This window comes from Streptomyces sp. ISL-36 (genome assembly GCF_018614205.1).
Lineage (GTDB): Bacteria > Actinomycetota > Actinomycetes > Streptomycetales > Streptomycetaceae > Streptomyces.
Map to the genome: position 1 here is coordinate 1 of NZ_JAGGOS010000097.1, position 21,146 is coordinate 21,146.

A 21,146-nucleotide genomic window follows, 5' to 3' on the forward strand; every position below is an offset into this window, starting at 1 on the left:
CGCCGCAGGGCCCCCAGGGCCTGCGGGCCACCCCCCAGCCCCGCGTCCCCGCCCAGGCACAAGCGCAGGCGCAGGCGCACGTTCAAGCCCAGGCGCAGGCGCAGGCACAGGTTCAAGCCCAAGCCCAAGCCCAGGCACAGGCCCAGCCCCAGCAGCCCGCGCCCGTCACCACCGGCCCCGGGGGTGGCGCGCACTCGTGGCCCCAGCAGGTGCATCAGCTCGCCCAGGGCCGGCAGCCCGCTCCCACCGCCGAACCCGAGCAGCCGGTTCTTCCCTGGAAGCCGCCCGTCGAGGACCCCTTCCTCCAGGCCGCCCGCGCGCAGGCCGCGGCCCGCCCCGCCGGGCTCGGCAAGCGGCTTCTCGCCCGGCTCGTCGACACCCTCGTGCTCGGCGCGATCACCGGGGCCGTCTCCTTCCCCTTCGTCACCAAGGCGCTCGACCACATCGACGGCAAGATCGAGGCGGCCAAGCAGTCCGGCCTCACCGTCCAGGTCTGGCTCCTCGACGGCACAACCTCCCTCTACTTCGGCATCGCGCTCGCCGCCCTCCTCGTCCTCGGCGTGCTGTACGAGGCGCTGCCCACGGCCAAGTGGGGCCGGACGCTCGGCAAGAAGCTGTGCGGCCTTGAGGTGCGGGACATCGAGGCGCACGAACCGCCGGCCTTCGGCGCGGCCCTGCGCCGCTGGCTCGTCTACAGCGTCCTCGGGCTGCTCGTCCTCGGCATCCTCAATGTGCTCTGGTGCCTCTTCGACCGTCCCTGGCGGCAGTGCTGGCACGACAAGGCGGCGCACACCTTCGTCGCCGGGTAGCGGCAGGCCACGTCCGGCGGTCCCCCGAACGGGCGGCGAATCGTTGCGGGGTGCTGCCCCGCGGGGTGCACTGCCCCCATGAGCAACGACCCGCCGCCCGGCCAGCCGCCCGAGGACGATCCGTTCAAGAAGCCCCAGGAACCGCCGCCGTCGTCGGCCGGGTCCCCGTACGGCACCCCGCCTCCCGGGGGCCCGCCGCCCGGCGGACCTCCGGGAGGTCCGCCGCCGGGAGGCCCGCCCCCCGGAGGTCCGTCCCCCGGGAGCCCGTACGGCTCGCCGTACGACAGCGCGCCTCCCCCTCCGCCGTACGGGGGTTACGGCGGCGGCTACGGCGGCACCGATCCGCTGGCCGGGATGCCCCCGCTCGCCGAGTCCGGCCGGCGCATCCTCGCGAGGATCATCGACTGGCTGATCATCGCCGTACCGCTGGCGCTCATCGGCATCCCGTTCGACATCTACACACGGGCGAGCGAAGGTGACAACGACTTCGGGGACACCGTCAACAGCTTCAACGGCGGGAGTCAGCTGGTCTTCCAGCTCATCACCATCGTCGCGTACATCGCCTACGACACCGTCATGACGGCGAAGAACGGCCAGACGGTCGGCAAGAAGGTGATGAAACTGCGGGTCGCGATGCTCAACGACGGTTCCACACCGCCGATGAACGCCTCGCTCATCCGCGCCGTCGTGCTGTGGCTGCCCGCGCTGATCTGCTGCGCCTGCCTGTGGCCGCTGATCCTGCTGATCCTGATCCTGGTCGACAAGCCCTACAAGCAGGGTCTGCATGACAAGGCCGCCAAGACCGTGGTGGTGTCCGTGCCGCGGTAGCCCCCGAGAGCCGAGCGGTCACGAACGGATCCGGGTATCGGCCCCCGCGCCCACGCGCGTCGCGGGTACCCGGATCCTCTTCTGTTCCGGAAGCGGCACGACCGGGGTCTTGACCTGCCTGTCCCGTACCGGCATCGTCACCGTCACGAGCAGACCGAGGAGCAGTCCGGCGACGCTGATCGTGGCGATCCCCAGCGTCGTCGTCGTACGGGACAGCAGGAGCAGGGCGGCGGTCGAGAAGACGACGGTGGCCGAACCATAGGCGAGCTGTGCGGCGTTCGGACGCGGCATGACGGGTACCGTCCCTCGAAGCATCGGCGGGTCGCACTCCCGAGCGACTCTACGACGGTGCATGCCCGAGCGGAACCGGAAGTAAGCGTGACCTAACCCACCGTGCCGATGCACGGGGGGCGCATGGAGTCACGGATCCCCCGACGTACCCAGGCGATGCGCCGGTTGACCGTTCGACTATCGGAACCGCGCTACCGCATAGTGCAGTTGGCTTGTTCAAGTCAAGATCTGTCTTTTTATCGTCAACTCCGATCCAATGTCGTCACTTGTGACGCGCGACCCGCGTCGAGCGGACACCCCACCTTCGGTCCGTGGGCGCGGGCGCCGGGGAGGACAACTTCAAGTGACCAACAGACGACGGGCGATCAGAGCGTCCGCAGTCGTCGTGGCGCTCGCGGCCACCGCCGCCACCGCCTCGACCTTCACCACCGCATGGGCCGACAACCACGGGACCGTGACTCCGGCCGACGTCCGCCACGACCCGGCCCCGGGTGCCGGTGTCGACAAGACGGCGGTCGACCACGACCTCGATGGTCCGTACAGCAAGCAGCAGGAGCAGCAGCGCAAGGCTGCCCTGGAGCAGGTGCTGAGCGGCGAGAGCAAGGTCGAGCGCCGCGGGGGTTCCCAGGTCGTCAAGCTCGACAGCAAGAAGTACGTCGAGCTGGGCCGGGAGAAGACCGACAAGATCTTCACCATCCTCGTCGAGTTCGGCGACAAGGTGGACACCACCACGCTGGTGAACCGTGCCGACGACGACACGGACGAGCTCAAGCCGAAGTTCGGCGGCACGCCCGGCCCGCTGCACAACCGGATAACAGAGCCGGACCGTGCGAAGGACAACTCCACGGCCTGGCAGAAGGACTACAACCGGCAGCACTTCCAGGACCTGTACTTCGGCACCGGCAAGGACGCCAAGGGACAGCCCAAGCAGTCGCTGAAGACCTACTACGAGAAGACCTCCTCCGGCCGTTACTCGGTCGAGGGTGGCGTCTCCGACTGGGTCAAGGTCGAGTACAACGAGGCCCGTTACGGCTCGAACTACTGCGGCGGCACCAACTGCGCCAACGTCTGGGACGCCGTCCGCGACGGTGTCACGGCGTGGACCGCGGACCAGAAGGCCAAGGGCCGTACCGACGCCCAGATCAAGGCCGACCTGGCGCAGTACGACCAGTGGGACCGCTACGACTTCGACGCCGACGGCAACTTCAACGAGGCCGACGGCTACATCGACCACTTCCAGATCGTCCACGCGGGCGAGGACGAGTCGGCGGGCGGCGGCGACCAGGGCGGCGACGCCCTGTGGGCCCACCGCTGGTACGCGTACGGCACCGACGCCGGCAAGACCGGCCCGGCGAACAACAAGTCCGGCGGTACGCAGATCGGCAACTCGGGCATCTGGGTCGGCGACTACACGATGCAGCCGGAGAACGGCGGCCTCGGCGTCTTCGCCCACGAGTACGGCCACGACCTCGGTCTGCCCGACCTGTACGACACCTCCGGCAAGCCCGGCGCCGAGAACTCGACCGGCTTCTGGTCCCTGATGTCCTCCGGTTCCTGGCTCGGCCGGGGCAAGGAGTCCATCGGCGACCTGCCCGGCGACATGAACGCCTGGGACAAGCTGCAGCTCGGCTGGCTCAACTACACCAAGGTGAGCGACGAGCAGCGCGGTACGAAGTCCACCCACAAGCTGGGCGTGGCCGAGTACAACACCAAGAACCCGCAGGCGCTCGTCGTCGAGCTGCCGAAGAAGCAGGTCACCACCGATGTCGTCGCGCCCGCCGAGGGTGCCACGCAGTGGTGGAGCGACATGGGTGACGACCTCAAGAACACCCTGACCCGCTCCGTCGACCTCACGGGCAAGTCGAAGGCCACCCTGGAGCTCAAGGGCTGGTACGACATCGAGCTGGACTACGACTACCTCTACACCGAGGTGTCGACGGACGGCGGCGCCAACTGGACCGCCCTGGACGGCACGGTCGACGGCAAGCCGCTGCCGCGCGACGCGAGCGGCGCCCCGGCGCTGACCGACGTCTCCGGCGCGTACAAGCCGCTCGTCTTCCCGCTGGACGCCTACGCGGGCAAGAAGTTCGACCTCCGCTTCCGCTACCAGACGGACGGCGGCGCGGGCGGCAAGGGCTTCGCGGCCGACGCCATCACGCTGACCGCCGACGGTGCCACCGTCTTCTCGGACAACGTCGAGAACGGTGACAACGGCTGGACGGCGAAGGGCTTCTCGCGGATCGGCAAGGGCTTCACGAAGGAGTACGAGCAGTACTACCTCGCGGAGAACCGTCAGTACGTCTCGTACGACGCGACCCTCAAGGTCGGCCCGTACAACTTCGGTTTCACGGGTGAGAAGGCCAGCTGGGTCGAGCACTACCCGTACCAGAACGGTCTGCTCGTCTGGCTGTGGGACACCTCGCAGAAGGACAACAACACGGCCGTCCACCCGGGCCAGGGCCTGGTCCTGCCGGTCGACGCGCACCCGACGCCGCTGAAGTGGTCGAACGGGACGCTGATGCGCAACCGTGTCCAGTCCCACGACGCGCCCTTCGGCACCTACCGGACCGACGGCTTCACGCTGCACAACGCCGACGTCCCGACGTGGATCAAGCCGCAGGCCGGCAACCCGGTCTTCGACGACCGCAAGGGCACGTACTGGTTCAAGGAGACCGAGCGTGCCGGTGTCCAGGTAACTGACACCAACACCAAGATCACGGTCGTCAAGGAGCCGAAGAACGGCCAGACGATCACCGTCCAGGTGGGTCCCTCGACGAAGTAATTAACATCGTCGCAGGTCAAAGCATGATCGGCCGTCGCCCTCTAGCGGGCGGCGGCCGATCGTGTTTAGGTGCGTCTGACCAGTTCTTATTGACAGCGAGCTCACAGGGGGAGTGGTTCCGGCATGCCCGGTGGAGGTTTCTGCAAGTTGCCAGGTGGCAGTGTGGTCGTCGCGATAGGGCTGCCGAGCCCGGCGGGCGACGGCGCCACGGTCCGCTTCCTGGTCCACGCCGCGAACCGGGCCCGCGCCCTGACCCGCCTGCGGAACCTGGGCCTGCGGGCGGTCTACCTCAGGGGCAACGCGGAACCCCCCACCCCCGACGAGATCACCGCGGTCCTCCACCACCCGGACGGCCTCCTGTGGAGATCCACCCCGGTCATGGACCAGGAGCTCTGGCACCCGGTCCGCGCCCTGCCCCGCCCCGCCGCCTAGAGCGCGACTGGAGACGGGCCCAGGGCCGGGCCACCGGGCACCCAGGGCCGGACGCCAACGCCGGGCCACGGACGGGACCGGCGGGCCGGCCCACGGGCCGGGACCAGGGCTAGACCACGGGCTTGCCCGTGAGCTCCACCCCGGCACCCCGCAGCTCCTCCAGGGCCCGCTCCGTCGTCTCCTTCGCGACCCCCGCCGTCAGATCCAGCAGGACCTGGGTCCTGAACCCCTCCCGCGCCGCGTCCAGCGCCGTCGCACGGACGCAGTGGTCCGTGGCGATGCCGACCACGTCGACCTCGCTCACGTCCCGCTCCCGCAGCCACTCCGCCAGCGTCATACCGTTCTCGTCCCGCCCCTCGAAGCCGCTGTACGCCGCTTCGTACGCGCCCTTGTCGAAGACGGCCTCGATCGCCCCGCAGGCGACCGCGGGCGCGAAGTTCGGGTGGAAGCCGACGCCCTCCGTGCCGGCGACGCAGTGCACCGGCCAGGAGGTGACGTAGTCCGGCTCCTGGCCCTGCGGCGCGAAGTGCGCGCCCGGGTCGATGTGGTGGTCGCGGGTGGCCACGACGTGCTGGTACGCGGCCCCCGCCGCCTCGCCGACCAGGTCGGTGATGGCGGCGGCGACGTCCGCGCCCCCCGTCACCGCGAGGCTGCCGCCCTCGCAGAAGTCGTTCTGAACGTCGACGACGATCAATGCGCGGTGCATGGCGGGTGTCCTTCGGTGGGGGAGAGCGGGGCGGCGGGTGCGGTCGCTCGGAGACGACATCGAGCCTAGAGACTTCCCCCTCCCTTCGGGAGGGGGCGTTTCAAGGCGTTACGCGTACTCCTTACACGTACTCCGTCAGACATACTCCGTCGGCAGCACCGGCTCACCGCGCGACAGCTGGATCGCCGACATCGGCAGGCCGGCCCGCGCCGCGATGTGCCGGGCCCGCGCCGCCTCCAGAGGCTCCCGGGCCACCACGTCGCCGCCCTTGACCAGCTCGACCAGGAGCTGCTGGTCGGCGAGGTCCGGCGGGACCGGTCCCGTGCCCACGACCTCCGCCTCGGCCACGCCGTCCTTGTCGGTCCGCCGGGCCGCCCACTTGCGGCCGCCGACCGACGCCTTCCCGCCGAGCGACTTCTTGGCCACCGCGGTCAGCGGCGCCCTGGGGTCGGCCGACTGGGCGCGGGCGACCAGCTTGTAGACCATCGAGCAGGTCGGGTGGCCGCTGCCGGTGACCAGCTGCGTGCCCACTCCGTACGCGTCGACCGGCGCCGCCGCCAGGGAGGCGATGGCGTACTCGTCCAGGTCCGAGGTGACCACGATCTTGGTGTCCACGGCGCCCAGCTCGTCGAGCTGCTGCCGCACACGGTGCGCCACGAGGAGCAGGTCCCCGGAGTCGATGCGGACCGCCCCGAGGTCCTTGCCGGCCACCTCGACGGCGGTACGGACGGCCTCGGTCACGTCGTAGGTGTCGACGAGCAGCGTCGTACCGCTGCCCAGCGAGTCGATCTGGGCCCGGAACGCGTCCCGTTCGGTGTCGTGGAGCAGGGTGAACGCGTGCGCCGAGGTGCCGACGGTCGGGATGCCGTAGCGGAAGCCGGAGGCGAGGTCCGATGTGGAGTCGAAGCCGCCAACGTACGCGGCCCGCGCGGAGGCGACGGCCGCCAGTTCGTGGGTGCGCCGGGCGCCCATCTCGATCAGCCGCCGGCCGCCGGCCGCGGCCGACATCCGGGAGGCGGCCGCCGCGATGGCCGAGTCGTGGTTGAGGATCGACAGGACCACGGTCTCCAGGAGCACGCACTCGGCGAAGGAGCCCTCGACCCGAAGGATCGGGGAGCCGGGGAAGTACACCTCACCCTCGGGGTAGCCCCAGATGTCCCCCGAGAAGCGGTATCCCGCGAGCCACCGGAGCGTCGGCTCGTCGACGATGTTCCGCTCGCGCAGGAAGCCGAGCACGCCCGGGTCGAAGCGGAAGTTCTCGACCGCGTCCAGAACCCGCCCGATGCCTGCCACCACGCCGTACCGCCGCCCCTCGGGCAGCCGGCGGGTGAAGACCTCGAAGACGGAGCGCCGGTCCGCGGTGCCGGCCCTGAGGGCCGCCTGGAGCATGGTCAGCTCGTACTGGTCGGTGAAGAGCGCGGTCGACGGCACGTCCACCGGGAGCCCAAGGTCCGCAGCGTTCATGTCAGAGATGCTACCCCGAATACTCGTCAGAGTGACGATTTCTACCCCCGAGTGCGCGACCCGTTTGTGCGACGGGCCTCCACGGGTGGCAGCATGGGGTGAGTGAGCGTCGCGCCTATCGAGATCGAACGTACGGAATCGGCTGAGGAGAACTTCGCGGTCGTCGAACCGGACGTGCCCTGGGTGACCCTCGTGCACAACGATCCGGTCAACCTGATGAGCTATGTGACCTACGTCTTCCAGGCGTACTTCGGTTACTCCAAGGACAAGGCGCACAAGCTGATGCTCGACGTGCACCACAAGGGCCGCGCGGTGGTCTCCAGCGGCACGCGTGAGGAGATGGAACGGGACGTGCAGGCGATGCACGGCTACGGACTGTGGGCGACGCTGTCGCAGGACCGCGGCTGATGGCCGGGCACTTCGAGGCGCTGCCCGGCGGCGGCGCGGCCGTCGCGCTCGACGAGGTCGAGATCGCCATCCTCCGTTCCCTCGCGGTCCAGCTCATGGAGCTGATCGGGCCGGGCGACGAGCCCGTCGAGGGCGAGGACCCGCTGGCCGCCCTCTTCGCCGAGGGGCCGAGCGAGGCGCCGAGCGACCCGGCGCTCAAGCGGCTCTTCCCCGACGCGTACGGCGACGAGGACGAGGAGCTGCGGGCGGCGGCGGCCGACTTCCGCCGCTTCACCGAGAACGACCTGCGGGCCCGCAAGCGGGAGGACGCGCTCGCGGTGATCCGTTCCCTGGACGCCCTCTCCTCCACCGGGGAGGACGGGGTGATCCTCAAGCTCACCGCGGACGAGTCCCGCGCCTGGCTCGGTGCGCTCAACGACCTGAGGCTGACGATCGGGACCCGTCTCGAGGTCACGGACGAGGACGAGAGCGGGGACCTGTACCGGCTGCCCGACTCCGATCCGCGCAAGCCGATGGTGATGGCGTACCTCTGGCTCGGCGCGCTCCAGGAGTCGCTCGTCGAGACGCTGATGCCGTAGCGCTTCACGCCGATCGGGCCCCGTTCGCTCAGCGGACACTCAAATCCGCATAACGAATAGGTCACCAAAGTCTTCTGCCTTGCCGTGTTGAGTCCTCTTTGTCCGCTTCTTCCTGTGGTGTGCGTCACGGTCGGTTCCGCCGATCACTGTTTCAGCCGTGATAAATCTTCACGACCGCCCGGGGACGCCACCCCTGTTCCCGGGGGCGCTTTGGCCGGCTGACCGCCGGTAGCACTCCATCCATATCCGGGGGGATCAGGACCTGATCCGCAGTCAGACGCAGTCGACGCGGATCAGCATGGAGAAAGGCGCACCACCATGACCTCAGTGCAGGTCGACAAGGAACACGACGGCACCGACGGGGCCGTGGGCGGCGGCGAGGGCTACCAGCGTGGCCTCGGCGCCCGGCAGATCCAGATGATCGCGATCGGCGGCGCCATCGGCACCGGCCTCTTCCTCGGCGCCGGCAAGGCCATCGCCAAGGCGGGCCCCAGCCTGATCCTGGCCTACGCCATCGCGGGCCTGGTCATCTTCTTCATCATGCGCGCCCTGGGCGAGCTGCTCATGTACCGCCCGGTGTCGGGCTCCTTCTCGGAGTACGCCCGTGAGTTCGTCGGCCCCTTCTGGGGTTTCGTGACCGGCTGGACGTACTGGCTCTTCTGGGTCGTCACCGGCATCACCGAAGTCACCGCCGCGGCCACCTATATGACGTACTGGTGGAACATCCCGCAGTGGATCTCCGCGCTGGTCTTCACCGTCATCCTCTACGGCGCCAACCTGATCTCCGTGAAGCTCTTCGGTGAGCTGGAGTTCTGGTTCTCCATGGTCAAGGTCACCGCGATCATCGGCATGATCCTGATCTGCGCCGGCATCCTCACCATCGGGTTCTCCGACGCCGGCGACACCGCCTCCGTGACCCACCTGTGGGACCAGGGCGGCTTCTTCCCCACCGGCATCGGCAACACGCTGATGACCCTGCAGATCGTCATGTTCGCCTTCCTCGCCGTCGAACTGGTCGGCGTCACCGCCGGTGAGTCCAAGGACCCGAAGACGACCCTGCCCAAGGCGATCAACACCGTGCCGTGGCGCATCGCCGTCTTCTATGTCGGCGCGCTGATCATGATCCTGTCGGTCGTGCCGTGGACGCACTTCAAGCCGGGCGTCTCGCCGTTCGTCGCCGCCTTCGAGCAGATGGGCCTCAGCGTCGGCGCCGCGATCGTGAACTTCGTGGTGCTGACGGCCGCCCTGTCGTCCTGCAACTCGGGCATGTACTCCACCGGCCGCATGCTGCGCGACCTCGCGCTGAACAGCCAGGGCCCGAAGTTCTTCACCAAGCTCACGAAGAGCGGCACGCCGCTGGTCGGCACCACCTTCTCCGCCGCGCTCATGCTGGTCGGCGTCTGGATCAACTACGTCGCCCCGGGCAAGGCCTTCGAGTACGTCGTCTCCTTCGCGACCATCTCCGGCATGTGGGCCTGGATCATGATCCTCGTCTGCCAGATCCGGTACCGCGCCAAGGCCAACCGCGGCGAGCTGCCCGAGTCCACGTTCAAGGCCCCGGGCGCCCCGTACACCAGCTGGTTCGCGCTGCTCTTCATCGGCATGGTCATCGTGATGATGGGCATCGACGAGGGCGCCCGCGTCTCCCTGTACTGCGCTCCGGTCTGGGGCCTGATCCTGGGCGTCTCCTACCTGGTCCTGAAGTCCCGCAACCCCGAGAGTGCGGCCTTCGCCAAGCGTTCCTGACCCACTCGTCTCACCATTCGGGCCGCCCCGTACCACTCCTCGGTACGGGGCGGCCCGTCTGTCTATCCTGTCGGACATGCTGACCATCACCCGGGCCCTGTACGACCAGATCGTGGAGCACTCCCGCGCGGACCACCCCGACGAGGCCTGCGGCGTGGTCGCGGGACCGGTCGGCACCGGCCGCCCCGAGCGGTTCATCCCGATGCTGAACGCCGCGCGCTCGCCCACGTTCTACGAGTTCGACTCCGCCGACCTGCTGAAGCTGTACCGCGAGATGGACGACCGGGACGAAGAGCCCGTGATCATCTACCACTCGCACACGGCGACCGAGGCCTACCCGTCCCGTACGGACATCTCGTACGCGAACGAGCCCGCCGCCCACTACGTCCTGGTCTCCACCGCCGACACCGACGGCGCGGGCCCCTTCCAGTTCCGTTCCTTCACCATCGTCGAGGGTGTCGTCACGGAGGAAGAGGTCCAGGTCGTCGAGGCCTACGTGGAGGCCTGACCCCCGGCCCCCGTCCCGGACGGCCCGGTCCCGGCCCGGGACTGGGCCTAGGTCCCGGCCCCGGTTCCGGTTCCGCTCCCGGTTCCGGTTCCGCTCCCGGTTCCGGTTCCGGTCGTGCGGAAGCGGGCGAGGTACGCGGAGGGCGTCACCCCGAAATGGCGGGCGAACGCCCTGCGCAGGCTCTCGTCGCTGCCCAGGCCGCTGCGCGCCGCCGCACCCGTGACGCTCGCCCCGCCCTCCAGCAGGAGCCGGGCCGCCTCCACCCGTACCCGCTCCACATAGCCGGCCGGAGTGGCGCCGATCTGCTCCCGGAACAGCCGGGTCAGATGCCGGGCGCTGACGCCCGCCCGCCGCGCGAGCGCCGTCGCGCTGTGGTCCGCCCCCGGATCCGCCGCAACCGCGTCGAGCAGCGGGCGGACCACCGGATGGGCGACCGGGGGAGTGCGCGAGGCGGCCGAGAACTGCGACTGCCCGCCCGGCCGCTGCAGGAACACCACCAGATCGCGGGCGACCTCACGGGCGGCGGCGGGACCCCGGTCCCGCTCCACCAGGGCGAGGCAGAGGTCGATACCGGCGCTCACCCCCGCCGAGGTGAACACCGGAGCGTCCTCGACGAAGATCGCGTCCGGGACCACCTCGACGTCCGGATGGCGACGGGCCAGCGCCGAGGCGTGCTCCCAATGGGTCGTCGCCCGCCGTCCGGTCAGCAGCCCCGCGGCCGCCACCGCGAACGCCCCGGTGCAGACCGAGGCGACCCGCTCCGAGCGGCTCGCGAGCGCCGCGGCCTGCTCCACGACCCCGGGTGCGGTCACGCACCGGTCCACGTCCACGGCTCCGGGCACGACCAGCGTGTCGGCCCCGGCGACGTCCCGGGCCGCGAGGTCCGCCCCGATCCGCAGGCCGGTGGAGGTGCGCACGTCCTGCCCGTCGGGCGTGCAGACACGGACCGAGTAGGCGGGCCCGGCCGAGCCGAAGACCTCCAGGGGAGCGGAGACATCGAGCAGGCGTACGCCGTCGAAGGCGAGAACGACCACGGTGTGCGTCATGTGTCCGATTCTGTGGGAAGCGCGTCCCGAAGGACATGGCGGGGAAGGGCACGCGCCGAGGAGCCTTGGCCCATGGACCCGATGACTCTGATCCCCGACACCGAGCTCGCCACCGCCGCCACCGAACTGGTCCGCGACACCGCGAGCGAACTGATCTACCACCACTCCCGGCGCGTGTACCTCTTCGGCGCCCTCCAGGGCCGCGCCCGGGGCCTCGGCTTCGACCCCGAACTCCTCTATGTCGGCGCGATGTTCCACGACCTGGGCCTGGGCGTGACCCACCGGGGCAGCGGCCGCCGCTTCGAGGTCGACGGCGCCGAGGAGGCGGCCCGCTTCCTGCGCTCGTACGGGGTGGGCGAGGACGCCGTACGCCGCGTCTGGACCGCCATCGCCCTGCACACCACTCCCGGCATCCCGGAGTTCATGGAACCCGAGGTGGCGCTGGTGACGGCGGGCGTCGAGTACGACGTGCTGGGCATCGGCTACGACGACCCGGCCGCCGTCGCGCCCGAGGACCGGGCCGCGATCACCGCCCGGCACCCGCGCCCCGACTTCAAGCGCCGGATCCTTCAGGCGTTCACGGAGGGGATCGCGCCGAGGCCGGAGACCACCTTCGGCAATGTGAAGGCGGACGTGCTGCGCCACTTCGTGCCCGGCTTCCGGCCCGGGGACTTCGTGGAGACCATCCAGCACTCCGCCTGGCCGGAATGAGGCCGTGACGGGGTGGGAGACCGCACCCGGCCGGCCCCGTACGGGCCGCTCCGGTTGGGGACGGCGCGGCCCTGTCCGGACCGCTCCGGGTGGGGACGGCGCGGCCCTGTCCGGACCGCTCCGGGTGCGACGGGCGAGATCATCCCGCGCATGAGGACCGGCACACCGACCGCCCTTCACCTGCGGCGTCCGCCTGTCGAGCACGATCTGTCCGTCATGTGAGATCACATTCCGGAACCCGGACCGGGAATCGATACGATGACCGCATGGTTTCCCACGACGTGAGCGAACAGACGCCGGGCACACCCCTGCTCGTAGCCCGTCTGCACGTCGACCTGTGCCGCCTCGCCAGCGCGATGTGTACGTCCCGCGCTGCGCTCTGATCCCCGATCCACGGCCCTGACTCGGCCCGAGCGCACTCCCAGCACCACCCCCCTCGCGCGGGGGCCCAGCCGCGCGCCCACCACGTCACTCCCGACAGGAGCCCACGCCATGGCCATCGAGGTCCGCATCCCGACCATCCTCCGCACCTACACCGACGGCGAGAAGGCCGTCGAGGGCAGCGGGGAGACCCTCGCCAAGCTCTTCACCGACCTGGAGACGCGCCACCCCGGGATCGAGGCCCGCATCGTGGACGGCGGCAAGCTGCGCCGCTTCGTCAACGTCTACCTGAACGACGAGGACGTCCGCTTCCTGAACGGCATCGACACCGAGCTCACCGACGGCGACAGCGTCACGATCCTGCCGGCCGTCGCCGGCGGCATGGTCTGATCCAGATGCGTTACGACTCCCCGCTGGCGGCGGTCGGCAACACGCCCCTGGTCCGCCTGCCTCGGCTCTCGCCCTCGGACGACGTCCGTATCTGGGCGAAGCTGGAGGACCGCAACCCCACCGGCTCCGTCAAGGACCGGCCCGCGCTCCACATGGTCGAGCAGGCGGAGAAGGACGGCCGGCTCACCCCCGGCTGCACCATCCTGGAGCCCACGAGCGGCAACACCGGCATCTCGCTCGCCATGGCGGCGAAGCTCAAGGGCTACAAGATCGTCTGCGTGATGCCGGAGAACACCAGCGAGGAGCGCCGTCAGCTGCTCGCCATGTGGGGTGCCGAGATCATCTCGTCCCCGGCGGCGGGCGGGTCGAACACGGCGGTACGGGTCGCCAAGGAGCTCGCGGCCGAGAACCCCTCCTGGGTGATGCTCTACCAGTACGGCAACCCGGACAACGCGGGCGCCCACTACGCCACCACCGGCCCCGAGATCCTCGCCGACCTGCCCTCCATCACCCACTTCGTGGCGGGCCTCGGCACCACCGGCACCCTCATGGGCGTCGGCCGCTACCTGCGCGAGCACAAGCCGGACGTCAAGATCGTCGCCGCCGAACCGCGGTACGACGACCTCGTGTACGGACTGCGGAACCTGGACGAGGGCTTCGTCCCCGAGCTGTACGACGCCTCGGTCCTGACCACCCGCTTCTCGGTCGGCTCGGCCGACGCGGTGACCCGCACCCGGGACCTCCTCCAGCAGGAGGGCATCTTCGCGGGTGTCTCGACGGGCGCGGCGCTGCACGCCGCCATCGGGGTCGGCAACAAGGCGGTGAAGGCGGGCGAGAGCGCGGACATCGCCTTCGTCGTCGCGGACGGCGGCTGGAAGTACCTGTCGACCGGCCTCTACACGGCCGCCACGACGGAGGAAGCGATCGAGACGGTTCAGGGCCAGCTCTGGGCGTAGCCCCCCGGCTGCTCGCCCACGGCTCGTCCCCGCCCCTTCTCGGCCCTTCTTCGGCTCTTCCTCGACCCGTCTACGACGCGAGATGGCGGACCTGGTCCCAGACGACCGGGTCCGCCGTTCCCACTCTCCGGCGGAACTCCTCCACCGGAACCTCACGCAGCTCGTCCGTCTCCAGGAAGCTCGGCCGCCCCTGCGCGTCCCCCACGGAGCCCGGCGGCAGGGCGATCACGCCCGACCGTTCGTCGTGGTACCTGCTGGTGATCTTGGCGACCAGCGCGTTGTCGCCCCGGAGCGCGAGCACCAGGCACGGGCGGTCCTTGGAACCGGGCCCGTCCTCGTAGGGCACCTGCGCCCACCAGATCTCACCGGCCCCGGGGAGCTGTCCGGGTGCCTTCCCCGGCGCGCGTCCCGGCACGCGTCCCGGTGCTCGTCCCGGTGCTCGTCCCGGCGTGGGCCGTCCGGGTGGCCGCGTCCGGCCACCGGGCCGCCGTCCCGACCGCTTCCAGCCGTCAGCGAGCGCGACGACCAGCGCGATCACCACGACCGCGAGGAGGGCCGGCCACCAGGACGTGTCCATACCCCATGACGTTACCGGCGACCGGTACCCCGCGCCCACCCGCCCCAGGTCCATCCGAACCGGTGACAGAGCCCGTGAGTTCGCCCACAACGAGCCCGTGCGGAGGAGCGACGCGGCCCCCCGCGCCTTACGCTCGACAGATCGCACGGCCTCCCCCCAGCGACTTTCCCGAGACTCCCCAGCGACAGTCCCGCACCGTCCACGGACGCCCTTCCACGGAGGTTCACGCTCCATGAAGCTCACCGTCGTCGGCTGCTCCGGGTCGTTCCCGTCCGCGGATTCGGCCTGTTCGAGCTACCTCGTAGAGGCCGACGGCTTCCGGCTGCTCCTCGACATGGGCAACGGCGCCCTGGGCGAGCTGCAGCGCCACATCGGTCTGTACGACCTCGACGCCATCTTCCTCAGCCACCTCCACGCCGATCACTGCATCGACATGTGCGGCTATTTCGTCGCGCGCTACTACCGCCACGAGGGCGGCCGTTGCGCGGCGATCCCGGTCTTCGCCCCCGAGGGCGCCGAACAGCGCCTGACCACGGCCTACGCGGACACGCCCTCGGAGAAGGCGATGAGCGAGGTCTTCGACTTCCAGACACTGAAGTCCGGCTCCTTCCAGATCGGCCCGTTCACCGTCCGTACGGAGAAGGTCTGCCATCCGGTGGAGGCGTACGGCATCCGGATCGAGCACGGCGGCCGTTCTCTCACGTACTCCGGCGACACGGGCGTCTGCGATGCGCTGCACCAACTCGCCGCGGGTACGGACCTGTTCCTGTGCGAGGCGTCCTTCACCCACGGCAAGGAGGACATCCCCGCACTGCACCTCAACGGCCGGGAGGCGGGCGCGGAGGCGGCCCGTTCGTCGGTGGGCCGCCTGGTGCTGACCCACATCCCGCCGTGGACGGACGGCGCCCGGAACCTGGCGGACGCGCGGGCGCTCTACGACGGCCCGGCGGAGCTGGCGCGTCCGGGCGCGGTGTACGAGATCTGAGGACGTATACGTACGGGAAGGGCCCCGGAACCTGGACGGTTCCGGGGCCCTTCTGCCGTGCGGGTGAGGCTCACGCCTTGGTGAGGTCCTCGACCTCCTCCTCGGGCTCGCGGCCGGGGGTGGGGAGGTTGAACTTGGTGATCGCGAAGCGGAAGACCACGTAGTAGATCACCGCGAACACGAGGCCGATCGGAATGATCATCCAGGGCTTCGTGGCGAGGTTCCAGTTCAGGAAGTAGTCGATCGCGCCGGCCGAGAAGCTGAAGCCGTGGTGGACGCCGAGGGCCCAGGTGACCGCCATCGAGATGGCGGTCAGGACCGCGTGGATCACGTACAGCACCGGGGCGATGAACATGAACGCGAACTCGATCGGCTCGGTGATACCCGTGACGAAGGAGGTCAGCGCGAGCGAGAGCATCATGCCGCCGACGGCCTTGCGGCGCTCGGGGCGGGCGCAGTGCGTGATGGCGAGGGCCGCGGCCGGAAGGGCGAACATCATGATCGGGAAGAAGCCGGACATGAACTGGCCGGCGGTCGGGTCACCGTGGAAGAAGCGCGGCAGGTCGCCGTGCCACATCGCACCGGCGGAGTCCTTGAAGGAGCCGATCTCCTGCCAGGCGACGGTGTTCACGAACTGGTGCATGCCGATGGGCAGCAGACCACGGTTGACGACACCGAAGATGCCGGCGCCGACGGCGCCGAGGCCGGTCATCCACTCGCCGAAGTTGGTGATGACGTTGCCGATCGGCTCCCAGACCAGACCGAAGAGGACACCCATGCCGGTGCCCACGAAGGCCATGATGATCGGGACGAGCCGACGGCCGTTGAAGAAGCCGAGCCAGTCGACGAGCTTGGTCCGGTGGTAGCGCTGCCATATGACGGCGGCCAGGAGACCCATGATGATGCCGCCGAAGACCTTCGGGTCGTTGTACGTCGCGGCGACGTCGACGCCCTTGTTCGCGGTCGTGTTGACGACGGCCTCGGTCACCGGGAACGCCTTCAGGACGTTCTGGTAGACGAGGAAGCCGACGAGTGCGGCGAGGGCGGTGGAACCGTCGGCCTTCTTGGCGAAGCCGATCGCGATACCGACGCAGAACAGCAGCGGCAGGTTGGCGAAGACCGCGTCGCCGGCGGTCGCGAAGACCTTGGCGACCTGGTTCCACCCGAGGCCGTCCTTGCCGAAGACGTCGTCCTGGCCGAGACGGAGCAAGATACCCGCGGCCGGCAGTACGGCGATCGGCAGCTGCAGGCTGCGACCGACCTTCTGCAGGCCCTGGAACAGGCCGGATCCGCGCTTCTTCGCGGGAGCGGCGGCCTGGGCGGTGGCCGTACTCATCAACTTCCTCCAGTAAGGCAAGGCGCCGCCAGAGGTCAGTGAAAAGGGGTGACGGCGGCGTCTCGTGGAACGCGGGGGTCTGGACCGCGTGGTCTACACCAATGAGTGGTGTAGACCAGTTTTAGCACGTGAGACTTAGATAAGGAACCTGCGAATTCTGTGTGGCTGAGCCATAGCGGAATGTGAACGCCGAAAGGCCCCCGGACCATGAGGTCCGAGGGCCTTGGCGGCCGCGCCGGGCCCGGGGCGGAGGCCTCGGGGGTGCCGGTCACGCCTTGTGGCGGCGCCGGTTATGCCTTGGTGGCGTCGCGGTCCATCTCCTCCTCCAGCTCCTCCGGCTCTCGGCCCGGAGTGGGGAGGTCGAACTTGGTGATCGCGAACCGGAAGATCACGTAGTAGACGACCGCGAAACAGAGTCCGATCGGAATGATCAGCCACGGTTTTGTCGCGAGGCTCCAGTTGATCACGTAGTCGATCAGGCCGGCCGAGAAGCTGAAGCCGTCCTTGGCGCCGAGCGCCCAGGTCACCGCCATCGAGACACCGGTCAGCAGCGCGTGGATCGCGTACAGCACCGGGGTGATGAAGAGGAACGAGTACTCGATCGGCTCGGTGATGCCGGTGACGAACGACGTCAGGGCGACCGAGAGCATCATGCCGCCCACCTGCTTGCGCCGGTTCGGCTTCGCGCAGTGGGTGATCGCCAGGGCGGCCGCCGGGAGGGCGAACATCATGATCGGGAAGAAGCCCGAGGTGAACTGGCCGGCGTTCGGGTCGCCCGCCAGGAACATGCTGATGTCGCCGTGCACCTGACTGCCGTCCGGCTTGGTGTACGTCCCGAACTGGAACCAGATGGGAACGTTCAGGAACTGGTGCAGGCCGATGACGAGCAGGGCGCGGTTGGCGACGCCGAAGATGCCCGAGCCCCAGGCGCCGAGCCCGATCAGCCAGTCGCTGAAGCTCTCCAGGGCGTCGCCGATCGGCGGCCAGATCCACAGGCAGAGGGCGGCGAAGGCGATGGCGACGAAGGCCATGATGATCGGTACGAGCCGGCGCCCGTTGAAGAAGCCGAGCCAGTCGACCAGCTTGACCCGGTGGTAGCGCTGCCAGAACCAGGCCGCCAGCAGACCCATGATGATGCCGCCGAAGACGCCCGGGTTCTGGTAGGCGTACGCGGCGAAGGCGTTGTCCGGCCCGAGGCAGCCGCCGTTGATGTCCTGCGTTCCGGCCGGGCAGTCCTTGGGGAAGGCGTGCAGGACGCCGCGGTAGACGAGGAAGCCGGTCACGGCGGCGAGGGCGGTGGAGCCGTCCGCCTTCTTCGCCATGCCGATGGCGACGCCGATGCAGAAGAGAAGGGGAAGGCCGAGGTCGGCGTCGAGCAGCGCGCCACCGGCGCCGGCCATCACCTTGGCGACGTCGGTCCAGCCGAGGCCCTCGTCCCCGAACACGTCGGGCTGGCCGAGGCGGTTGATGATGCCGGCGGCCGGCAGCACCGCGATGGGCAGCTGGAGGCTGCGGCCCATCTTCTGCAGCCCCTGGAAGAAGCCGCTCCGTCGAGACTTCTTCGGCGGTGCGGCGGCGGCGCTGTCGCTACTCATCGGCTTCCTCCCTGCCCCGGAACAAGCCGGGTCCCACTTGCGTTGCACACTGGTGTAGACCAGTTGCGATAGGCTCCCCGAAGCCCGCTGAGGGCAGGGCGCCGGTGATCGTCATCATTCGGTAGAACCAGGGCGCCCGCTCGCGAAGTTGGGCCAACCGTGGGTTACCGTGACAAAGCGGACCGTCGGTGCGCCGAGACTTACGTTCTCCGAACGGAACGGACAGGGAGAAACACATGGCCAGCAAGGCTGAGAAGATCGTCGCCGGGCTCGGCGGCATCGACAACATCGAAGAGGTCGAAGGCTGCATCACCCGCCTCCGTACCGAGGTCGTCGACCCCAGCAAGGTCGACGAAGCCGCGCTCAAGGCCGCCGGCGCCCACGGCGTCGTGAAGATGGGCACCGCGATCCAGGTCGTCATCGGCACCGACGCCGACCCGATCGCCGCCGACATCGAAGACATGATGTGAGCGACGTGACGTGAGCCTCCCGCTCACCTGAAGAAGGGCCCGTTCCGGCAGGGGAACGGGCCCTTCTCCGTGTACGGATAGGCTCGGACCATGTCTCGTATCGACGGCCGTACCCCCGAACAGCTCCGCCCCGTCACCATCGAACGCGGATGGAGCAAGCACGCCGAGGGCTCCGTCCTCATCTCCTTCGGCGACACCAAGGTCTTCTGCACCGCCTCCGTGACCGAGGGCGTCCCGCGCTGGCGCAAGGGCAGCGGAGAGGGCTGGGTCACCGGCGAGTACTCGATGCTGCCCCGCTCCACCAACACCCGCGGCGACCGCGAGTCCGTCCGCGGCAAGATCGGCGGCCGCACCCACGAGATCTCCCGCCTCATCGGCCGCTCCCTGCGCGCCGTCATCGACTACAAGGCGCTCGGCGAGAACACCATCGTTCTCGACTGCGACGTCCTCCAGGCCGACGGCGGTACCCGCACGGCCGCCATCACCGGCGCGTACGTCGCCCTCGCCGACGCCGTCTCCTGGGCGCAGGCCAAGAAGCTCGTCAGGGCCGGCCGCAAGCCCCTCACCGGCACCGTCGCCGCCGTCTCCGTCGGCATCGTCGACGGCGTCCCCCTCCTCGACCTCTGCTACGAGGAGGACGTCCGCGCCGAGACCGACATGAACGTCGTCTGCACCGGCGACGGCCGCTTCGTCGAGGTCCAGGGCACCGCCGAGGCCGAGCCCTTCGACCGCAAGGAGCTCAACGCCCTCCTCGACCTGGCCTCCGGCGGCTGCGCGGAGCTTGCCGAGATCCAGCGCAAGGTGCTCGAAGGAACACTCTGAGGGCGCACCGCGTCTTGCTCGACACGGGCGCACGGTTCGAACCGTGCGCCCGCTCTCGCACATCCGTACTTGGGGAGGACCCGTCTTGAAGCGCCGTCTCGCACTCGCCGTGACCACGGCCGCCGCACTCACCGCGCTCGTCGGCTGCGGCGCCCTCGACAAGGCCATGGACTGCGTCGCGACCGCCGACGCGATAGCCACCAGCGTCGACAAGCTCCAGCAGGCGCTCTCCAACGCCTCCAACGACCCGACGCAGCTCAACGAAGCCCTCAACGAGATCTCCACCGAGCTCGGCAACCTCGAGGACACGACCGACAACGCCGACCTGTCCAAGGCCGTCGATGACCTCACCAAGGGCGTGGAGTCCGTCCGTACCGCCGTGAACAACGGCGACACCACCCCGGACATCAAGCCGATCACCGACGCGGCGACCGAGGTCGGCAAGGTCTGCACGCCGGGATAGGCCGTGCCGGGCCGCGATAATCGGTCCCATGACCCGTCTGATCCTCGCCACCCGCAACGCCGGAAAGATCATCGAACTCCGCGCGATCCTCGCCGACGCCGGTCTGCCCCACGACCTCGTCGGCGCGGACGCCTACCCGGAGATCCCCGACGTCAAGGAGACCGGCGTCACCTTCGCCGAGAACGCCCTCCTCAAGGCGCACGCCCTCGCCCGGGCCACCGGCCTCCCCGCCGTCGCCGACGACTCCGGTCTCTGCGTCGACGTCCTCGGCGGCGCCCCCGGCATCTTCTCGGCCCGCTGGTCGGGTACCCACGGCGACGACCGCGCCAACCTGGACCTCCTCCTGGCCCAGCTCGCCGACATCGACGCCCCCCACCGAACCGCCCACTTCGCCTGCGCGGCGGCCCTGGCGCTGCCCGACGGCACGGAGCGGGTCGTCGAAGGCCGCATGCCGGGCGCCCTCCGCCACGCCCCCGTGGGCACGAACGGCTTCGGCTACGACCCGATCCTCCAGCCGGAGGGGTACGACGTGACGTGCGCGCAGCTCACGCCGGAGGAGAAGAACGCGATCAGCCACCGGGGGAAGGCGTTCAGGGCGCTGGTGCCGGTGGTACGGGAACTGCTGGGCTGACGGCGGTACGGCGGAAGAGCCGCCCACCTCCAGGCCCCGAACACCGCAGGCCCCGCCGCGGACCGCAGGCCCCCCGCATGCCGAAGGGCCGCACCTCGACGGTGCGGCCCTTCGTACGCCGTGCGGCCGGAGGGACTCGAACCCTCACGGGTGTTACCCCACTGGGACCTAAACCCAGCGTGACTGCCAGTTCCACCACGGCCGCGTGCGCGCCCATCGTAGTAGGCCTCC

General features: G+C 69.6%; 24 protein-coding genes and 1 tRNA gene. 17 read left to right on the forward strand and 8 right to left on the reverse strand.

The window, feature by feature from the left end:
* Positions 1 to 809 (forward strand): RDD family protein (locus J7E93_RS24220; RefSeq protein ID WP_215072048.1); only part of this gene is annotated, 809 nt, incomplete at its 5' end.
* Between the two features lie 78 nt (positions 810 to 887).
* Positions 888 to 1,637, forward strand: a complete 750-nt coding sequence (locus tag J7E93_RS24225) for an RDD family protein (protein WP_215072049.1) — start codon at positions 888 to 890, stop codon at positions 1,635 to 1,637.
* An 18-nt stretch (positions 1,638 to 1,655) separates the two neighbouring features.
* On the opposite strand, the gene J7E93_RS24230 is transcribed toward J7E93_RS24225, so the two are convergent.
* Positions 1,656 to 1,928, reverse strand: coding sequence for a hypothetical protein (locus J7E93_RS24230; RefSeq protein ID WP_215072050.1), 273 nt, complete (start codon positions 1,926 to 1,928; stop codon positions 1,656 to 1,658).
* Between the two features lie 343 nt (positions 1,929 to 2,271).
* On the opposite strand from J7E93_RS24230, the gene J7E93_RS24235 reads away from it, so the two are divergent.
* A complete protein-coding gene (locus J7E93_RS24235) occupies positions 2,272 to 4,710 on the forward strand; it encodes an immune inhibitor A domain-containing protein (protein WP_215072051.1) in 2,439 nt (812 codons plus the stop codon).
* 123 nt (positions 4,711 to 4,833) lie between these two features.
* On the forward strand, positions 4,834 to 5,142 hold the full coding sequence (locus tag J7E93_RS24240; protein ID WP_215072052.1) for a hypothetical protein: 309 nt from the start codon (positions 4,834 to 4,836) through the stop codon (positions 5,140 to 5,142).
* Positions 5,143 to 5,251: 109 nt separating this feature from the next.
* Here the strand turns inward: J7E93_RS24240 and J7E93_RS24245 are convergent, their stop codons facing one another.
* Both J7E93_RS24245 and J7E93_RS24250 read right to left on the reverse strand, forming a co-directional pair.
* Positions 5,252 to 5,848, reverse strand: coding sequence for a nicotinamidase (locus J7E93_RS24245; RefSeq protein WP_215072053.1), 597 nt, complete (start codon positions 5,846 to 5,848; stop codon positions 5,252 to 5,254).
* A 135-nt stretch (positions 5,849 to 5,983) separates the two neighbouring features.
* Positions 5,984 to 7,312 (reverse strand): nicotinate phosphoribosyltransferase, encoded by a 1,329-nt coding sequence (locus J7E93_RS24250; protein ID WP_215072054.1) that lies wholly within the window; start codon positions 7,310 to 7,312, stop codon positions 5,984 to 5,986.
* 102 nt (positions 7,313 to 7,414) lie between these two features.
* Between J7E93_RS24250 and clpS the strand changes: the two genes are divergently transcribed.
* From clpS to J7E93_RS24270, 4 genes are all read left to right on the forward strand, one after another.
* Positions 7,415 to 7,720, forward strand: a complete 306-nt coding sequence (gene clpS, locus J7E93_RS38145; protein ID WP_215072055.1) for an ATP-dependent Clp protease adapter ClpS — start codon at positions 7,415 to 7,417, stop codon at positions 7,718 to 7,720.
* On the forward strand, positions 7,720 to 8,298 hold the full coding sequence (locus tag J7E93_RS24260) for a DUF2017 domain-containing protein (protein ID WP_215072056.1): 579 nt from the start codon (positions 7,720 to 7,722) through the stop codon (positions 8,296 to 8,298). Before clpS ends, J7E93_RS24260 begins: the two co-directional genes overlap by 1 nt.
* A 318-nt stretch (positions 8,299 to 8,616) precedes the next feature.
* Entirely contained in the window at positions 8,617 to 10,044 is a 1,428-nt protein-coding gene (locus J7E93_RS24265) for an amino acid permease (RefSeq protein WP_215072057.1), read from the forward strand.
* 76 nt (positions 10,045 to 10,120) lie between these two features.
* Complete coding sequence (locus J7E93_RS24270) at positions 10,121 to 10,552, forward strand: Mov34/MPN/PAD-1 family protein (RefSeq protein ID WP_215072058.1); 432 nt, start codon at positions 10,121 to 10,123, stop codon at positions 10,550 to 10,552.
* Positions 10,553 to 10,599: 47 nt separating this feature from the next.
* On the opposite strand, the gene J7E93_RS24275 is transcribed toward J7E93_RS24270, so the two are convergent.
* A complete protein-coding gene (locus tag J7E93_RS24275; protein WP_215072059.1) occupies positions 10,600 to 11,598 on the reverse strand; it encodes a GlxA family transcriptional regulator in 999 nt (332 codons plus the stop codon).
* 72 nt (positions 11,599 to 11,670) lie between these two features.
* Here J7E93_RS24275 and J7E93_RS24280 point away from each other — a divergent pair, with 72 nt between their 5' ends.
* The 4 genes from J7E93_RS24280 (at position 11,671) to J7E93_RS24290 (ending at position 14,036) form a co-directional block, all read left to right on the forward strand.
* Positions 11,671 to 12,309, forward strand: coding sequence for an HD domain-containing protein (locus J7E93_RS24280; protein ID WP_215072060.1), 639 nt, complete (start codon positions 11,671 to 11,673; stop codon positions 12,307 to 12,309).
* Between the two features lie 266 nt (positions 12,310 to 12,575).
* Positions 12,576 to 12,692, forward strand: coding sequence for a putative leader peptide (locus J7E93_RS38420; RefSeq protein ID WP_332836496.1), 117 nt, complete (start codon positions 12,576 to 12,578; stop codon positions 12,690 to 12,692).
* 109 nt (positions 12,693 to 12,801) lie between these two features.
* Entirely contained in the window at positions 12,802 to 13,080 is a 279-nt protein-coding gene (locus tag J7E93_RS24285) for a MoaD/ThiS family protein (RefSeq protein WP_215072061.1), read from the forward strand.
* Positions 13,081 to 13,085: 5 nt separating this feature from the next.
* Positions 13,086 to 14,036, forward strand: coding sequence for a PLP-dependent cysteine synthase family protein (locus tag J7E93_RS24290; protein ID WP_215072062.1), 951 nt, complete (start codon positions 13,086 to 13,088; stop codon positions 14,034 to 14,036).
* 70 nt (positions 14,037 to 14,106) lie between these two features.
* On the opposite strand, the gene J7E93_RS24295 is transcribed toward J7E93_RS24290, so the two are convergent.
* On the reverse strand, positions 14,107 to 14,613 hold the full coding sequence (locus J7E93_RS24295; protein WP_215072063.1) for a type II toxin-antitoxin system PemK/MazF family toxin: 507 nt from the start codon (positions 14,611 to 14,613) through the stop codon (positions 14,107 to 14,109).
* Positions 14,614 to 14,845: 232 nt separating this feature from the next.
* Between J7E93_RS24295 and J7E93_RS24300 the strand changes: the two genes are divergently transcribed.
* Complete coding sequence (locus J7E93_RS24300) at positions 14,846 to 15,598, forward strand: MBL fold metallo-hydrolase (RefSeq protein ID WP_215072064.1); 753 nt, start codon at positions 14,846 to 14,848, stop codon at positions 15,596 to 15,598.
* A 70-nt stretch (positions 15,599 to 15,668) separates the two neighbouring features.
* Here J7E93_RS24300 and J7E93_RS24305 read toward each other — a convergent pair whose 3' ends face one another.
* Positions 15,669 to 16,934: a PTS transporter subunit EIIC gene (locus J7E93_RS24305; protein ID WP_215072065.1), complete on the reverse strand. Its 1,266-nt coding sequence runs from the start codon at positions 16,932 to 16,934 to the stop codon at positions 15,669 to 15,671.
* Positions 16,935 to 17,224: 290 nt separating this feature from the next.
* Positions 17,225 to 18,529 (reverse strand): PTS transporter subunit EIIC, encoded by a 1,305-nt coding sequence (locus J7E93_RS24310; RefSeq protein ID WP_215072066.1) that lies wholly within the window; start codon positions 18,527 to 18,529, stop codon positions 17,225 to 17,227.
* A gap of 236 nt (positions 18,530 to 18,765) precedes the next feature.
* Here J7E93_RS24310 and J7E93_RS24315 point away from each other — a divergent pair, with 236 nt between their 5' ends.
* From J7E93_RS24315 to rdgB, 4 genes are all read left to right on the forward strand, one after another.
* A complete protein-coding gene (locus J7E93_RS24315; protein ID WP_093660495.1) occupies positions 18,766 to 18,999 on the forward strand; it encodes a glucose PTS transporter subunit EIIB in 234 nt (77 codons plus the stop codon).
* 90 nt (positions 19,000 to 19,089) lie between these two features.
* Positions 19,090 to 19,821 (forward strand): ribonuclease PH, encoded by a 732-nt coding sequence (gene rph, locus J7E93_RS24320; RefSeq protein WP_215072067.1) that lies wholly within the window; start codon positions 19,090 to 19,092, stop codon positions 19,819 to 19,821.
* Between the two features lie 85 nt (positions 19,822 to 19,906).
* Positions 19,907 to 20,284 (forward strand): hypothetical protein, encoded by a 378-nt coding sequence (locus J7E93_RS24325; RefSeq protein ID WP_215072068.1) that lies wholly within the window; start codon positions 19,907 to 19,909, stop codon positions 20,282 to 20,284.
* Positions 20,285 to 20,312: 28 nt separating this feature from the next.
* Positions 20,313 to 20,915, forward strand: a complete 603-nt coding sequence (rdgB, locus tag J7E93_RS24330; protein WP_215072069.1) for an RdgB/HAM1 family non-canonical purine NTP pyrophosphatase — start codon at positions 20,313 to 20,315, stop codon at positions 20,913 to 20,915.
* Between the two features lie 121 nt (positions 20,916 to 21,036).
* Here the strand turns inward: rdgB and J7E93_RS24335 are convergent.
* Positions 21,037 to 21,120 (reverse strand) — tRNA-Leu (locus tag J7E93_RS24335).
* Positions 21,121 to 21,146 lie beyond the last annotated feature (26 nt).

Coding starts and splice junctions, on each gene's coding strand:
- J7E93_RS24225 (WP_215072049.1), top strand. CDS start 888: ATGAGCAACGACCCGCCGCCCGGCCAGCCGCCCGAGGACGATCCGTTC.
- J7E93_RS24230 (WP_215072050.1), bottom strand. CDS start 1,928: ATGCCGCGTCCGAACGCCGCACAGCTCGCCTATGGTTCGGCCACCGTC.
- J7E93_RS24240 (WP_215072052.1), top strand. CDS start 4,834: ATGCCCGGTGGAGGTTTCTGCAAGTTGCCAGGTGGCAGTGTGGTCGTC.
- J7E93_RS24245 (WP_215072053.1), bottom strand. CDS start 5,848: ATGCACCGCGCATTGATCGTCGTCGACGTTCAGAACGACTTCTGCGAG.
- J7E93_RS24250 (WP_215072054.1), bottom strand. CDS start 7,312: ATGAACGCTGCGGACCTTGGGCTCCCGGTGGACGTGCCGTCGACCGCG.
- J7E93_RS24260 (WP_215072056.1), top strand. CDS start 7,720: ATGGCCGGGCACTTCGAGGCGCTGCCCGGCGGCGGCGCGGCCGTCGCG.
- J7E93_RS24265 (WP_215072057.1), top strand. CDS start 8,617: ATGACCTCAGTGCAGGTCGACAAGGAACACGACGGCACCGACGGGGCC.
- J7E93_RS24270 (WP_215072058.1), top strand. CDS start 10,121: ATGCTGACCATCACCCGGGCCCTGTACGACCAGATCGTGGAGCACTCC.
- J7E93_RS24275 (WP_215072059.1), bottom strand. CDS start 11,598: ATGACGCACACCGTGGTCGTTCTCGCCTTCGACGGCGTACGCCTGCTC.
- J7E93_RS24280 (WP_215072060.1), top strand. CDS start 11,671: ATGGACCCGATGACTCTGATCCCCGACACCGAGCTCGCCACCGCCGCC.
- J7E93_RS38420 (WP_332836496.1), top strand. CDS start 12,576: ATGGTTTCCCACGACGTGAGCGAACAGACGCCGGGCACACCCCTGCTC.
- J7E93_RS24285 (WP_215072061.1), top strand. CDS start 12,802: ATGGCCATCGAGGTCCGCATCCCGACCATCCTCCGCACCTACACCGAC.
- J7E93_RS24290 (WP_215072062.1), top strand. CDS start 13,086: ATGCGTTACGACTCCCCGCTGGCGGCGGTCGGCAACACGCCCCTGGTC.
- J7E93_RS24295 (WP_215072063.1), bottom strand. CDS start 14,613: ATGGACACGTCCTGGTGGCCGGCCCTCCTCGCGGTCGTGGTGATCGCG.
- J7E93_RS24300 (WP_215072064.1), top strand. CDS start 14,846: ATGAAGCTCACCGTCGTCGGCTGCTCCGGGTCGTTCCCGTCCGCGGAT.
- J7E93_RS24305 (WP_215072065.1), bottom strand. CDS start 16,934: ATGAGTACGGCCACCGCCCAGGCCGCCGCTCCCGCGAAGAAGCGCGGA.
- J7E93_RS24310 (WP_215072066.1), bottom strand. CDS start 18,529: ATGAGTAGCGACAGCGCCGCCGCCGCACCGCCGAAGAAGTCTCGACGG.
- J7E93_RS24315 (WP_093660495.1), top strand. CDS start 18,766: ATGGCCAGCAAGGCTGAGAAGATCGTCGCCGGGCTCGGCGGCATCGAC.
- rph (WP_215072067.1), top strand. CDS start 19,090: ATGTCTCGTATCGACGGCCGTACCCCCGAACAGCTCCGCCCCGTCACC.
- rdgB (WP_215072069.1), top strand. CDS start 20,313: ATGACCCGTCTGATCCTCGCCACCCGCAACGCCGGAAAGATCATCGAA.